The organism is Hyphobacterium sp., from assembly GCF_965229905.1.
Taxonomy (GTDB): domain Bacteria; phylum Pseudomonadota; class Alphaproteobacteria; order Caulobacterales; family Maricaulaceae; genus Hyphobacterium.
In genome coordinates, this window is sequence record NZ_OZ245930.1 from 221987 (window position 1) to 236307 (window position 14321).

Sequence of the window (14321 nt, forward strand, 5' to 3'; positions counted from 1 at the left end):
GATGTCAAACGACATTCTCAAGAAAATCAAAGACGAAGATATCGAATTCGTCGATCTGCGCTTCACCGATCCGCGTGGCAAAATGCAGCACGTCACTTTCGATGTTTCGATGGTCGACGATGATTTCTTCGAGGACGGGGTGATGTTCGACGGGTCGTCGATCAATGGCTGGAAAGCGATCAATGAATCCGACATGACGATGATGCCGGATACCAGCAACGCCACCGTCGATCCCTTCTTCCAGAACAAGACGCTGTCGATGTTCTGCGACATTCTCGAGCCGGGCACCGGCAACGCCTACAACCGCGACCCGCGCACCACGGCGAAAAAAGCGGAAGCCTATCTGAAATCAACCGGCATCGGCGACACCATCTATATGGGGCCGGAAGCCGAATTCTTCGTGTTCGACGATATCCGCTGGTCCACCGATCAGCAGAACACCGGCTACGCCATCGATTCCGAGGAAGGCCCCTACAATTCCGGCCGTCAGATCGAAGGCGGCAATATGGGCCACCGCCCGGGCCCGAAAGGCGGCTATTTCCCGGTCCCGCCGATCGATAGCGGCCAGGACATGCGCTCGGAAATGCTGGCGGTGATGACCGAGCTCGGCCTCGAACCGGAGAAACATCACCATGAGGTGGCGCCGTCGCAGCACGAGCTCGGCATGAAGTTCTCGACGCTGACGACGATGGCCGACCGCATGCAGGTCTATAAATACATCGTGCACAATGTCGCGCACGCTTATGGCCGCACGGCGACCTTCATGCCGAAGCCGGTGTGGAACGACAACGGCACCGGCATGCATGTCCACCAGTCGATCTGGAAGGATGGCAATCCGCTGTTCGCCGGCGACAAATATGCCGACCTGTCGGAGACCTGCCTTCACTATATCGGCGGCATCATCAAGCATGCCCGTGCGATCAACGCATTCGCCAATTCGACAACGAATTCGTACAAGCGCCTGGTGCCAGGCTTCGAAGCGCCGGTGCTGCTCGCTTATTCGGCGCGCAACCGTTCGGCCTCCATCCGCATCCCGTATTCGACGTCGCCGAAAGGCAAGCGGATTGAAACGCGGTTCCCGGACCCCGCCGGCAACCCTTATCTGACATTCGCCGCCCTGATGATGGCCGGCCTCGACGGTATCGAGAACCAGATCCATCCGGGCGATGCGATGGACAAGGACCTCTACGATCTGCCGCCGGAAGAATTGAAAGACATTCCGACGGTTTGCCGTTCGCTGCGGGAAGCGCTGGAATCACTCGATAGCGACCGCGATTTCCTGAAGAAGGGCAATGTCATGGATGACGACCAGATCGACGCCTTCATCAATCTCAAAATGGACGAGGTGCTGCGTTATGAAATGCACCCGCATCCGGTCGAATTCGACATGTATTACAAGGTCTAGGCCTTCATAACCACAACACGCACGGCCGGAGCCGCAAGGGTTCCGGCCGTTTTGCTGATGGCAACGGTGATGGACGGTCGACGCCGCGCTTTGGGTCGGCTAAACCTTGCGGCCAGTGTGCCAATACGCCCGTGAGTTACCAGTTGAGAGTCGCCATGCGGAACCGTTTCCTGATTTCGACCGCCTTCTGCGCGGCCTTCCTGTCCGCCCCTGCCCTGGCGCAGATCGAGGTGTCGGATACGCGGACGACCGGCATCCGCACGTCGACGATCAATGACGGTCAGCCGGGCAGCATCGTCATCACATCGACCGGCCGCGTTTCGATCACAACCGATGAGGGCAGCACGGGCCCCGCAGTCACCGTCGACAGCGATAACGATTTTACCAATGAAGGCACGATCGAGGACACGACGGGCAATAACGATGTCGTCGCCGTGATGATCAATGGCGGCACCACGTCAACGGTAACCAATTCCGGTCTCATCGAAGTCTCCGGCACAACGCTGGGAACCGATGAAGACGGCGATGGCGACAATGACGGCCGCTTCACCACCGGCGAAAACCGCGTCGGCATCCTTGTCGGCGGCACTGGCACGTTCACCGGATCGATCACCAATGATGCGAACGGCTTTATCGACGTGGCCGGCAATCATTCGGCCGGCATCCGCACCATTGTGCTGGTCGACGGATCGATCACCAATGGCGGCGTCATCAACATCCTTGGCGACAATTCCTACGGTATCGATATCCAGAACGGCCTGACGGGCGATTTGCGGGTCGGTGGCCGCGTGCTGGCGACCGGCGAAAACAGCTCTGCAGTCCGGGTCGGCAGCAATATCGACGGTATTTTCCTGCTGACCGGCGATCTCCAATCGACCGGCTATCGCTACACCGTCACGCCTCCCCGCAACGAAGAATTCCGTGTCGATGACGACGATACGTTCCGGTCCAGCTCGACCGTGCAGGTTGGCGGCTCGCTCGGCCGCGGCATGTTCGTCACAGGCGCGGAGTTCAACGGTGGTGGCGTCGGCTCGCAAATCGTTTCACGTTCGACGGCACCAGCCGTTTGGATCGCGCCGTCGCTCGGAACCGGCGAAAGCATCGTCCTGGCCCGTGTTTTCATCCCGGCCGATCCCGACGATGAGGACAGCACGGAAACGAGATTCGACTTCGGTTTCGTGAATGACGGTCTCATTTCCGGCCAGTCGACATTCCGCGAGTTTGATGCCCAGGCGTTGCGGATCGAAGGTTCGATGGTCGACGGGCAAATGCGCACCACGACGCTCGAAGGCGGGCTCTATAATAGCGGCACGATACTGGCGCAGGCCCGCCAGGCCGAGGCGATCGCGATCGTTCTGGGCAATGGCGCGATCATTCCGCTGCTTGAAAATGCCGGCACGATCTCTGCGACGACGATTGGCGATGGCTCCAACAGTGTGGGCATCTATATTGAGGCCGGCGCCAACGTGCCGGTGCTCCGCAATGCCAACTTCATCAATGTTGTCACGACCGGCCTCAACAGTTCGACCGGTATCATCGACGAATCGAACACGCTGGCGCTGATCGAAAATACCGGCGTGATCTTCGCGACCATTGGCGGGGGATCGACGACCTTCCCAACGGATTTCGACAATGCGGCCGCCTCCAGCAATGAAAGCGGGTCGGTTAACCGGACGGCGATTGATGTTTCGGCGTCGACCATCGACGTGACCTACCGGCAAAGCGCGCCGGGCGAAGATTCGACCAACAGTGCCAGCGTGGTGCGCGGCGATATTCGCTTCGGATCCGGCAATGACACGGCCGATATCCAGAGCGGATTCATCGATGGCGATATTTATTTCGGTGACGGTGCGGACACGCTGACGGTTTCGGGCGGCGGTGCGATCATCGGTTCGCTGCATGACAGTGACGGCCAACTGACCATCACGGTGAATGACGGCCAGCTTGAACTGCGCAATAACGAAGCGGTCCAGCTGACGGAAGCCACCTTCAATGACGGGTCGCGGCTGATCTTCGAGGTCGGCAGTCTCGATCAGGACTCACGCTTCATCAACGCCAGCGGCACGGTGACCTTCAATGAGGGCGCGACCATAACCGCCTCGCTCGACGGGCTGATCGGCGAAGGCGCCGAGTTCATCGTGCTGACGGCGAATGATCTGGTGATCAATACGGCCATTGAATCCCTGCAGGATACGGATGCGCCCTATCTTTACGACACGCGCATCGTGCGCGATCCCAACAACAGCAACCAGCTGGTCCTGACGCTGCAGCGCAAGACGTCCGAACAACTCGGCATGCATGAAAACCGCGCGGCGGCCTACGAAGCGGCCTTTGCTGCTTGGACAGAGAATACCGACCTCGGCAACGCGTTTGCGTCGCTGAATAATTCGGCCGACTTCTTTGAAGCGTACGATCAATTGCTGCCGGAATATGCGGCCAGCGCCATACAGTTCGCGGTCGCCAGCAATGACAGTGCCATCGGCGCGCTGTCCAACCGGCTCGATGCGGCCCGCCGCAGCCCCGACGGTACAGGCGGTATCTGGTTGCAGGAATTCGGTTATTTTGCGGACCGTGAGCAATCCTCCTTCGGCCCGGGCTATCGCGGCCAGGGTGTCGGGCTGGCCGGCGGCATCGACCGTCCGTTCGGGCCGCTCTATGCGCTCGGCATCAATTTCGTCGGTGCAGCCAGCGATATCGAGGAATCGAACGGTGTTGACGAACCCATGACGGCGCTCACCGCGCAGGTGGGCGTATATGGCGGCGCCGACTTTGGCGGCGCGGTTTCCGGCGAGTTCTACCTTGGCGGCGGTGTCGACAGTTTCGAGACCGAGCGGCGGGTGCTGATCGGGGCTTTCGACCGCACTTCGACAGCGGAATGGACCGGTTATCACTATGCCGGCGCAGCGCGCCTGTCGCGCGACTTTGAAATGGGCCGCTGGTATCTGCGGCCGTCCGTGTCGGTCGATTATCTCCGCCTGTTCGAAAGCGCGTTCTCGGAATCGGGCGGTGGCCAGGGCATCGACCTGATCATCGACGATCGCGAAAGCTCGACCTTCTCGTCCACCGCCAGCCTGACCGCCGGCGCGCGTTATGGCAGCACGGCCAGCTGGTGGTCACCGCAAGTGCGGGTCGGTTACCGGAATGATTTCGGCAGCGAGGATGCGATCACGACCGCCCGTTTCTCGGGCTATCAGAATGAGTTCTCTTTCCGGTCGGAAAACCTGCCAGGCAGTGGCCTGATCCTGGGCTTCGCCTTGCAGGCGGGGTCGAACTATTCGACCTTCTCGCTGGATTACGATGCTGACCTGCGCGACGGATTTGTTCGTCACACGGCACGCTTGGTCGTCCGGCTGGTTTTCTAGGAAACCCCCGATTAACCGGAATCCCTGCATGAGAGGGCATGTCCATTCGGCATGCCCTTTTTGCGATCTGCGCCGCCGGGCTGGCCGCCGCTTGCGGCCACTCACCGCCCGAGTCGACGCATGACGCCTGCCTGATCCTCGAAGACAATCGCGCCTGGTGGCGGGATCTGCGCCGCAGTGAGGACCGCTGGGGGCTGTCTCCCGGCGTTCAACTCGCCATTCTCAAGCGCGAATCATCATTCGACGCCAATGCGCGTCCGGCACGCCGGCGATTGCTTGGCATCATTCCCGGGCCTCGCCCGTCATCCGCTTATGGATATGCGCAGGCGCTGGATGGCACCTGGGACTGGTATCGCGAGGACACTGGCCGCCGATGGGCCGATCGCGACGATTTCGGCGACGCCACGGATTTCATCGGCTGGTATGGTAATATGAGCGGCCGGCTGTCGAGCATTCCCCCGACCAATGCACGCGCGCTCTATCTCGCCTACCACCAAGGCCATACAGGCTATAACCGCGGAACCTATCGCGGCATTTCCTGGCTGAACCGTGCTGCCGACCAGGTCGCCACGGACGCCGCCCGCTACGATCGGCAGATCGCGCAGTGCAGACGGCGGCTTGATCGCCGCTTCCTGGGCGTGTTCTGAACTCCCCATCGCGAAACGACTCGGGCAATATCGCCAGATGAGTGCAAAACCTGACCAGGACGATCTGTTTTCGTCGCCCCCTTCAGCGCCCAAACCGGCCGGAGAAACATCGGCCAGCGGTGGCAGCGGCTATGATGCCGCCTCGATCGAGGTGCTCGAAGGCCTGGAGGCCGTGCGCCGCCGCCCCGGTATGTATATCGGCGGGACCGATGAACGCGCCCTCCATCATCTGTTTGCGGAAGTGCTCGACAATTCCATGGACGAGGTCGTGGCCGGATGGGCTGACCGGATTGAGGTCCGGCTGGACGCTGATGGCTTCGTAACGGTATCGGACAATGGCCGCGGTATTCCCACCGGTCCGCATCCCAAATTCAAGAACAAGTCAGCGCTTGAAATCGTCTTCACAACGCTGCATGCCGGCGGGAAGTTCTCCGACAAGTCGTACAAGACCGCCGGCGGTCTGCACGGGGTCGGTGCGGCCGTCGTCAACGCGCTGTCGGAGCGCCTGGAAGTCGAAGTCGCGCGGGAAAAAACCCTGTGGCGGCAAGTGTTTGAACGCGGCTTGCCGGTCGGCGGTCTCGAGAAGGTCGGCGCGGCACCCAATCGCCGCGGCACGACCGTGCGGTTCCGCCCCGATCCGGAAATTTTCCGCGGGCGGGCCCAGCTGAAACCCGCGCGCCTGTTTGCCATGGCGCGCTCCAAGGCCTTTCTGCGCCGCGGTGTCGAGATCCGCTGGTCGTGCGATGCGTCCCTGGTGGACGGCAGCGATACCCCAGATCAGGCGGTTCTCAATTTTCCCGGCGGCTTGTCCGACCGGCTGGCCGAGATCATCGGCAACAAGAGCCAGGTTACCCAAACACAATTCGCCGGCCGGATCGAGAAAGAGGAAGGCCATGGCGCGGTCGAGTGGGCGGTCAGCTGGTCGCTGGTCGGCTTCGGCGATGCCGACGGTTTCGTCGAGTCGTTCTGTAACACGGTGCCGACACCGCAAGGCGGAAGTCATGAGCAAGGTCTGCGCAATGCGTTGACCAAGGGGCTGCGCGCCTATGCCGAGCTGACCGGGGTCAAGAAAGGCAATCTGATTACGCCCGAAGATGTCATGGGCGGTGCGGGGGCGCTGGTCTCGGTCTTTATTCACGACCCGGAATTCCAGGGTCAGACCAAGGACCGGCTGGCGACACCGGAAGCCACGCGCATCGTCGAAGGCTCGGTGCGCGACCGTTTCGACCACTGGCTCGGCGGATCGCCGAAGGAAGCCGACATCCTGCTGCAATGGGTGATCGAGCGCGCCGAAGACCGGATGCGGCGGCGCAAGGAAAAGCAGGTGAAGCGCCAGACGGCGTCGCGGCGGCTGCGGCTTCCAGGCAAGCTGGCCGATTGCTCACGGGCCGGATCCGACGATACCGAGCTCTTCCTGGTCGAGGGCGATTCCGCCGGCGGCTCGGCGAAACAGGCGCGCAATCGCGAGACACAGGCCATCCTGCCTCTGCGCGGCAAAATCCTGAACGTGGCGTCTGCGACCGCTGACAAGATGGCCGCCAATCAGGAGATCAGCGATCTGTTGCTGGCGCTTGGCGTTCAGACCGGGGCGAAGTTCAATCCGGACGATCTGCGTTATGAGCGGATCATCATCATGACCGACGCGGATGTCGACGGTGCCCATATCGCCGCCCTGTTGATCACCTTCTTCTATACGGCAATGCCGCGCCTGATTGAGGCGGGGCGGCTGTATCTCGCGCAGCCGCCGCTCTATCGCATGACGCAAGGCTCGAAGACGGTCTATGCGCGCGATGATGCGCATCGCGAAGAGTTGCTGAAATCGGAATTCAAGGCGGGCAGCAAGGTCGATATCGGCCGTTTCAAGGGCCTTGGCGAAATGACCCCGTCACAGCTCAAATCGACGACCATGGACCCGAAGGTCCGGCAGCTGGCCCGCATCACCTTCGATGCCGCCGCCCGGCCCTCCTTTGAGGCGCTTGTGGAAACCCTGATGGGTAAGAAACCCGAGTTACGCTTCCAGTATATTCAAGATCACGCGCCGCAGTTCGGACAGGCCTCGCTCGACGTTTGACCTTCCTGCCGCGAACCGATTGAATACCCGCTCGCGTATCCAAGCGGAAACACGGGGTGGAACATCATGGCATTGGATTTGAGAGCCTGGGCGGCGCTGCTCGCGGCCGGGCTGCTCGCCGCCTGTTCGGGCGGTGAAAACGGCGAGAGCGAAACGGACACCGCAACGCCTGACGGTGAGACGGAAACGGCGGCGATCAATCTGGATCCCTATCCGTCGACTTATACGCCGCTGCCGGGCGAGACGACGCTCGTAACCGGCGCCACGATTTTCGACGGGGTCGGCGGTGAAATCGAAAATGGCGACATCCTGATCGAGAACGGCCGGATTGCTGCGGTCGGTCAGGGGCTGGACGCCCCGGAGGGCGCCCTCGTCATTGATGCGTCCGGCCGTTACATTACGCCGGGTGTGATCGATATCCATTCCCATCTTGGCGATTATCCAACGCCCTATGTTGATGCGCATTCCGACGGCAATGAGCTGACCCAGCCGAACACCGCAGAGGTCTGGGCCGAGCATTCGGTCTGGCCGCAGGATCCCGGCTTCGCCCGGGCGCTCGCCGGCGGGGTGACGACGCTGCACGTGCTGCCGGGGTCGGGAAACCTGTTCGGCGGCCGCGGGATCACGCTGCGCAATGTGCCGTCGCGCACCGTACAGGGCATGAAATTCCCCGATGCGCCCTACACGCTGAAAATGGCGTGCGGCGAAAATCCGGCGCGGGTGTATGGCGGCCGTAATTCGTCGCCGGCGACCGATATGGGCAATATGGCCGGCTATCGTGCGGACTGGGTGCGCGCGGTCAATTATCGTGACAGCTGGAACGATTATCGCGACGATCCGGACAATAATTCAGCGCCGACGCGCGATCTCGAACTCGACACGCTGATGGGCGTGCTGGAAGGCGACATTCTCGTCCAGATGCATTGCTACCGTGCCGACCAGATGGCGCAGATTATCGATCTGAGCCGCGAGTTCGGTTATCAGGTCTCGACCTTCCATCATGCCGTCGAAGCCTACAAAATTCCGGATCTGCTCGCCGAAGCCGATATCTGCGCAGCGGTGTGGGCCGATTGGGGCGGCTTCAAGATGGAAGCCTATGACACCATTCGCGAAAACCTGGCCCTCGTGCATGCCAATGGCGGCTGTGCGATGATCCATTCCGACGATGCGCAAGGTATCCAGCGTCTCAATCAGGAAGTTGCGAAAGCGCTTGCTGACGGGCGCCGCATGGGGCTGGAGATCAGCGATGCGGACGCCGTTGCCTGGTTCACCTCGAATCCGGCACGCGGGCTGGGCATTCTCGATGAGACGGGTTCGATCGAGACGGGCAAGCGCGCCGATATCGTGATCTGGTCGGCGCATCCCTTGTCGACGTATGCGCAGGCCGATCAGGTCTATATCGACGGCGCCCTGCTTTTTGATCGCGCTACCGGCCAGCAGCCGGTCAGCGATTTCGATCTGGGACAGATTGGCGAGGGAGACGACTGATGAGACATCTTGTTGTACTCGCGGCCGCCAGCCTCGCGCTGTCCGGCACCGCCCTCGCCCAGGATCTCGCCGTCATCAATGGCCGGGTCATCACCAACACCGCTCAGGGCCAGATCGAATCGGGCGGCGTGCTGATCCGCGACGGCCTGATCGTGGAGGTCGGAGCGGATATCGCTATTCCGGACGGCGTCACCACTATCGACGCCGATAGCGGCTGGATCACGCCGGGCCTGTTCGCGGCCTACTCCCAACTCGGCCTCATCGAGGTGGCGCTCGAAGACGCCTCGAACGACGCCGCAGCAGCCGAAAGCGCATTCTCAGCCGCGCTCGATGTCGCGGACAGTTACAATCCGAATGGCAGCTATCTGGCGACCCACCGTATGGAAGGAATCACCCGCTTCGCGGTTTTCCCGTCCACCGGCCAGAATATTTTCGCCGGACAGGGCGCGCTCGGTCATACCGGCGGCGGCATGGATTCGCTGTTTGCGACGCGCAGCTTCGTGTTCGCCGATCTGAGCCAGTCCGGTGCCGCGACGGCGGGCGGGTCGCGTTCGGCCGCCTGGGCCTATCTCGAAGCGGCGTTCGGCGATGCGCGCGCCTATCCGGGCCGGTATGCCAGCGGCAATGGCGATGCGCTCAACCGCTACGATGCCGCCGCGATGGTCGATGTGGTCCGCGGACGCATTCCGCTGGTCATGGAAGTGGATCGGGCGACCGACATCCGCCGCGCCATCCGCTTTGCCGCGGAAAACGCGCCGGTCCAGATCGTGATCTATGGCGGGGCTGAAGCGTGGATGGTGGCCGAGGAGCTGGCGGCGGCGCGCATTCCGGTGCTGATGGACCCGATCGGCAATCTGCCGGTCTCCTTCGATGCGCTGGGTCACACTCTGGAAGCCGCCGGCCGGCTCAATGAGGCCGGCGTAACGGTCGCGTATACGACGCAAACCGCCGATGGCTATTTCAATGCCCGCCTGCTGGCCCAACATGCCGGCAATGCGGTCACTAATGGGGTGCCTTGGGCGGATGCGTTCCGCGCCATCACGCTGACCCCGGCAGAGATATATGGCGCGGGTGATCAGTTCGGCGCGCTGGCGGCCGGCTATGTCGCCGATGTCGTCGTTTGGGACGGCGATCCGCTGGAGGTCATGTCGGCCCCCACCCATGTCATTATCGAGGGCGAACAAACGGATCTGACCTCGCGCCAGACCCGCTTGCGCGATCGCTATGCTGACATGGAGGACACAACGCCGTTCGGATATCGCCACTAGGCGTGTGTGCTAATTGACAGGGCGGTGGCCATTCGTATGGTGCCGCGAACTTTGAGACGGTCGCGTTTTGAGGAAAACGCGGCCGTTGTCCTGTCAGGTCGAAAGCGCCCTTCGTATGACGACATTTGCCGACCTCGGTTTAGGCCAGAAACTCCTCGATGCACTTGACGCCGCCGGCTATAAGGAGCCGACGCCGATCCAGGCTGGCGCGATCCCGCCGGCGTTGACCGGACGCGATGTTCTCGGCATTGCCCAAACCGGTACCGGCAAGACCGCCGCTTTCACGCTGCCGCTGATCGAAAAGCTCTCGAAAGGCCGCGCCAAGGCGCGCATGCCGCGGTCTCTGATCCTGTCGCCGACCCGCGAACTGGCGGCGCAGATTGCCGAGAATTTCGACAATTATGCCAAGAATACCAAGCTGACCAAGGTCTTGCTGATCGGTGGCGTCGCATTCGGACCGCAAGAGGAAATCCTCAATCGCGGTGCCGATGTCGTGATTGCCACGCCGGGCCGTCTGCTGGACCAGTTCGAACGCGGCAAGGTGCTGCTCAACGGTGTTCAGGTGCTGGTGATCGACGAAGCCGACCGGATGCTCGACATGGGCTTCATCCCGGATATCGAACGCATCCTGAAAACGCTGCCTGCAAAACGGCAGACGCTGTTCTTTTCGGCCACCATGCCGCCGGAAATCCAGTCCCTGGTCGATCGTTTCATGAACGATCCCGAGCGCGTCGAAGTCTCGCGTCCGGCGAGCACCGCCTCGACGATCAAGCAGCTGCTGGCGCGGGTGAAGGACAAGACCCCGAAAACCAAGCGCGACATGCTGCGCAAGGCGATCGAGCGCGACGGCGTGAAGAACGGCATTATTTTCTGCAACCGCAAGCGCGACGTCGATATCGTAGCCCGCTCGCTCGCCAAGCACGGCTTGTCGGCCGCCCCTATTCACGGCGATCTCGACCAGTCTGTACGCACCAGGACGCTCGACCAGTTCAAAAGCGGCGAGCTACGTTTCCTGGTGGCCAGCGATGTGGCCGCCCGCGGACTCGACATTCCCGCCGTAAGCCATGTTTTCAACTACGATATTCCTCACAATTCCGAGGATTATGTGCACCGCATCGGCCGCACCGGCCGGGCCGGGCTCGAAGGCGAAGCGGTGACGATATTCGCGCCGGGTGACGAGAAAAATCTCGCCGCAGTGGAAAAGATGATCGGCAACAAGATCGAAACCGCCGACTTCGCGGCGGGCGGCAAGACCAGGGTGGCGAAACCTGCGGAAGCCGCACCGAACAAAAAGACCAATTCCAAGTCCGGTCGCGACGACAAGCCGCCGCAGAAAAAGCATTCGGAGAAAGCCTCAAAACCGGCCGACCGCGGCGGCGCGCGGGGTGAGCGCGGCAGCTCGGTGAAGGGTTTCGGCGAAGACGTGCCGGATTTTTTCAATCTCGGCTAGGCGCTTTCCACCCCTCGTTTACGGCTTCTTTTCCTTTGAGGGCGATTTTTTCATTGTATCGAATCGCCGGGGTGAGTTCGATCTGTTGCAGTTGAAGGGGTTGGTCGTGAACGGACGCTTGCAGGGACCTGAGGGTCGAACGCTCGCTAAAGAGACACTCGACTTGATGGAGCGGTATGACATCGCGCCGACGCCCGAGAATTACGCGGTCTATTCCTGTTTCGTTTCCGATTCCATTCCCGAGCTCTGTGAGGCTGTGACCGCCCGGATTGATGCCGGCGAAGCCCTCGATCAACAGTTTTGCGACACGCTCTACAACGAGCACTTTGCCATCGCGAAAATCCAAGAAGCGGTCATGGCGAGCTCGGGAGCCATGGCGAAGGAGCTCGTCCAGGTCCGCGAAACGCTCAAGGTCGCCGAGCGGCACACGGCCGAATACGGTGAAACGCTGGCCGGCGCCGAAGGCGCATTCGATGAAAGCGCGGATCCCAGCCGTATGCGCGACGTTATCCGCTCGCTGGTGTCTGCGACCACGAACATGCAGCAGCGCTCCCGCGATCTGGAGCGCCGCCTGCACGAAACATCGAGCGAAGTGGTCAAGCTGCGCTCGAATCTGGAACGGGTACGCGAAGAGGCGATGACCGACGCGCTGACCGGTATCGCCAATCGCAAGCGGTTCGACGAGATGCTGCGCAAGGGCCGGCGTTCGGCCGATGCCAATCGCGAATCGATGTGCCTCATACTGTGCGACATCGATCATTTCAAACGCTTCAACGACACGTGGGGGCATCAGACCGGCGACCAGATCATCCGATTCGTTGCCGGCTGCATGACGCGCAGCGCGGCCGATCATCACACGGTGGCGCGTTATGGCGGCGAAGAGTTCGCCATTGTCATGCCCAAGACAGAGATCGGCGAAGCCAAGGCCACGGCCGAAAAAATTAGGCTCACGGTGGAAGGCAAGCGGCTGCTTCGGAAATCCACGAGCGAGGATCTCGGAAACATCACCATCTCGCTTGGCGTGGCCGAATACCGGCATGGCGAAGCCATCGAGGATTTGATCGAGCGGGCCGACGCCAATCTCTACAAATCGAAGAAAGAGGGCCGTAACCGCGTGACGACCGATGTTGGCGCCGGGGTGCGTTCGGCGGCCTAGCAGCGCCGCTCAATTCCACCTAGGTTTAGCCCCGGACAGGCCATCCGGGGCATTTGCATGACCGAACATACTTCGTCGGAACGCTATTTTGTGTGGCGCGGCCGCAATGTGACGCGGGTGGAAAACCTGTCCGACATCGTTTTCGCGCTGTCGTTGACGCTCATCGTCGCCTCCTCCGTGCCCCACAGTTTCGATGGATTGATTGCGCTTTGGCGCGAGGCCATTGCTCTTGCAATGTGCTTTGCGCTGATCCTTTTGATCTGGTCGAAGCACCACGCTTTCCATCGCCGCTACGGACTCGATGACGGACCGACGATCTTCCTCAACTCCATCGTGCTGTTCCTGATCATGGTCTTTGCCTACCCGCTGAAATTTCTGGCTCTATTCCTCGTCAATTTTTTCACGGGCTTCTACAGGACGGGCGCCGAGATCAACGCGGTCATGCCGCTCGACAGCGTCGCCTGGTTCATCATCATCTATGCCACCGGCTATGCTGCCGTTTTCGGCATCTTTGCGCTGCTCTATGCGCACGCCCTGCGGCGGAAGGAAGATCTGGGCCTGAGCGAGTCAGAAGTCATCATGACGCGACTGGAGGTTCAGCAGGGAATCGCGTCGATCCTGATTTCATTGCTCGCCGCAACCGTCGCGCTGTTGATGCCGTATGGTTTCGCGCCCTTCGGCGGCAGCGTCTATTTCCTGATGTGGCCGGTCATGTCTTTCCTGTCGCGCCGGGCACGAAAGCGCGCCGAACTGGTTTACGCGTCCGCCGGCGGCTGAGTCGCCTGGAATGACGGGCGTTCCGCCCATTTGCCGTAAAATGCCGCCAAGCGGTCGCGCCCGTTCCGCCACTCACTCTCGGGATAGCGGAAGTCGAGATAGCCAAGCGCAATGGCGATCGACATCGCGCCGAGATCGAAGGCGCCGGCAAACTTGTCGGCCTCGGTTTCCAGCAGGTCGAGCGCCCTGCCAATGCCGCTTTCCTGCCGCTTGACCCAATAATCGTGCTGCTTGTCATCCGGCCGGGTCAGCTCGATGCGGCGGCCGACGGTCAGATCCAACATGCCATCGGCGAGCGCCTGAAAGCGCAATACGCGCCAGCGCGCCGCGCCGGATGCCGGAATCCAGCGATCATCGTCGAGACTGTCGATATATTCGCAGATCAAGGGGCTGTCGAAGATGGGCGCGGCATCGTCGCGGATCAGGGCCGGCACCTTGCCCAGCGGATTGCTGGTCAGCAATTCAGCCGGGTCATTGAGCGGCGGCGCTTCGACTTCCGTAATCCGGCTCGTCAGCCCCTGCTCGCGGATCAGCACCCGGCATTTTCTCGCATAGGGCGAGGTTTCGGTCATCAAGAGCTGCAAGGTCCGGCCCCCTGGCTTTGCGGCGTTGGAACCCCCCGCCGCCATATCCCGGGAACATAATGCGCGCTATGGCCGGCTGCGAACGGAAATTGGCAGTCGCAGCGCAGTTTCCG

At 61.5% G+C, this 14321-nt stretch carries 10 protein-coding genes; 9 read left to right on the forward strand and 1 reads right to left on the reverse strand.

Going from position 1 to position 14321, the window contains the following annotated elements:
- Window position 1: 1 nt before the first annotated feature.
- The 9 genes from glnA (at window position 2) to ACO08C_RS01210 (ending at window position 13624) form a co-directional block, all read left to right on the forward strand.
- A complete protein-coding gene (gene glnA, locus ACO08C_RS01170; RefSeq protein WP_421786794.1) occupies window positions 2–1405 on the forward strand; it encodes a type I glutamate--ammonia ligase in 1404 nt (467 codons plus the stop codon).
- 155 nt (window positions 1406–1560) lie between these two features.
- The gene (locus tag ACO08C_RS01175; protein WP_421786796.1) at window positions 1561–4767 is read left to right on the forward strand and encodes an autotransporter domain-containing protein; all 3207 of its coding nucleotides are present in this window, start codon (window positions 1561–1563) and stop codon (window positions 4765–4767) included.
- 38 nt (window positions 4768–4805) lie between these two features.
- A complete protein-coding gene (locus tag ACO08C_RS01180; protein ID WP_421786798.1) occupies window positions 4806–5414 on the forward strand; it encodes a hypothetical protein in 609 nt (202 codons plus the stop codon).
- A gap of 37 nt (window positions 5415–5451) precedes the next feature.
- Window positions 5452–7485, forward strand: a complete 2034-nt coding sequence (gene parE / locus ACO08C_RS01185; RefSeq protein ID WP_421786800.1) for a DNA topoisomerase IV subunit B — start codon at window positions 5452–5454, stop codon at window positions 7483–7485.
- 66 nt (window positions 7486–7551) lie between these two features.
- Entirely contained in the window at window positions 7552–8973 is a 1422-nt protein-coding gene (locus tag ACO08C_RS01190) for an amidohydrolase family protein (protein WP_421786802.1), read from the forward strand.
- A complete protein-coding gene (locus ACO08C_RS01195) occupies window positions 8973–10241 on the forward strand; it encodes an amidohydrolase family protein (RefSeq protein WP_421786803.1) in 1269 nt (422 codons plus the stop codon). The genes ACO08C_RS01190 and ACO08C_RS01195 overlap by 1 nt, the downstream gene beginning before the upstream one ends.
- A gap of 115 nt (window positions 10242–10356) precedes the next feature.
- Window positions 10357–11691: a DEAD/DEAH box helicase gene (locus ACO08C_RS01200; protein WP_421786805.1), complete on the forward strand. Its 1335-nt coding sequence runs from the start codon at window positions 10357–10359 to the stop codon at window positions 11689–11691.
- A 106-nt stretch (window positions 11692–11797) separates the two neighbouring features.
- Complete coding sequence (locus ACO08C_RS01205; protein ID WP_421786807.1) at window positions 11798–12847, forward strand: GGDEF domain-containing protein; 1050 nt, start codon at window positions 11798–11800, stop codon at window positions 12845–12847.
- A 57-nt stretch (window positions 12848–12904) separates the two neighbouring features.
- Complete coding sequence (locus ACO08C_RS01210; RefSeq protein WP_421786808.1) at window positions 12905–13624, forward strand: TMEM175 family protein; 720 nt, start codon at window positions 12905–12907, stop codon at window positions 13622–13624.
- Here the strand turns inward: ACO08C_RS01210 and ACO08C_RS01215 are convergent.
- On the reverse strand, window positions 13603–14196 hold the full coding sequence (locus ACO08C_RS01215) for a glutathione S-transferase N-terminal domain-containing protein (RefSeq protein ID WP_421786810.1): 594 nt from the start codon (window positions 14194–14196) through the stop codon (window positions 13603–13605). The genes ACO08C_RS01210 and ACO08C_RS01215 overlap by 22 nt on opposite strands.
- Window positions 14197–14321: the final 125 nt, after the last annotated feature.

Excerpts from the sequence above, each read along its gene's own strand:
- ACO08C_RS01190 (WP_421786802.1), top strand. The coding sequence starts at position 7,552 with ATGGCATTGGATTTGAGAGCCTGGGCGGCGCTGCTCGCGGCCGGGCTG.
- ACO08C_RS01175 (WP_421786796.1), top strand. The coding sequence starts at position 1,561 with ATGCGGAACCGTTTCCTGATTTCGACCGCCTTCTGCGCGGCCTTCCTG.
- ACO08C_RS01210 (WP_421786808.1), top strand. The coding sequence starts at position 12,905 with ATGACCGAACATACTTCGTCGGAACGCTATTTTGTGTGGCGCGGCCGC.
- ACO08C_RS01180 (WP_421786798.1), top strand. The coding sequence starts at position 4,806 with ATGTCCATTCGGCATGCCCTTTTTGCGATCTGCGCCGCCGGGCTGGCC.
- parE (WP_421786800.1), top strand. The coding sequence starts at position 5,452 with ATGAGTGCAAAACCTGACCAGGACGATCTGTTTTCGTCGCCCCCTTCA.
- glnA (WP_421786794.1), top strand. The coding sequence starts at position 2 with ATGTCAAACGACATTCTCAAGAAAATCAAAGACGAAGATATCGAATTC.
- ACO08C_RS01200 (WP_421786805.1), top strand. The coding sequence starts at position 10,357 with ATGACGACATTTGCCGACCTCGGTTTAGGCCAGAAACTCCTCGATGCA.
- ACO08C_RS01215 (WP_421786810.1), bottom strand. The coding sequence starts at position 14,196 with ATGACCGAAACCTCGCCCTATGCGAGAAAATGCCGGGTGCTGATCCGC.
- ACO08C_RS01195 (WP_421786803.1), top strand. The coding sequence starts at position 8,973 with ATGAGACATCTTGTTGTACTCGCGGCCGCCAGCCTCGCGCTGTCCGGC.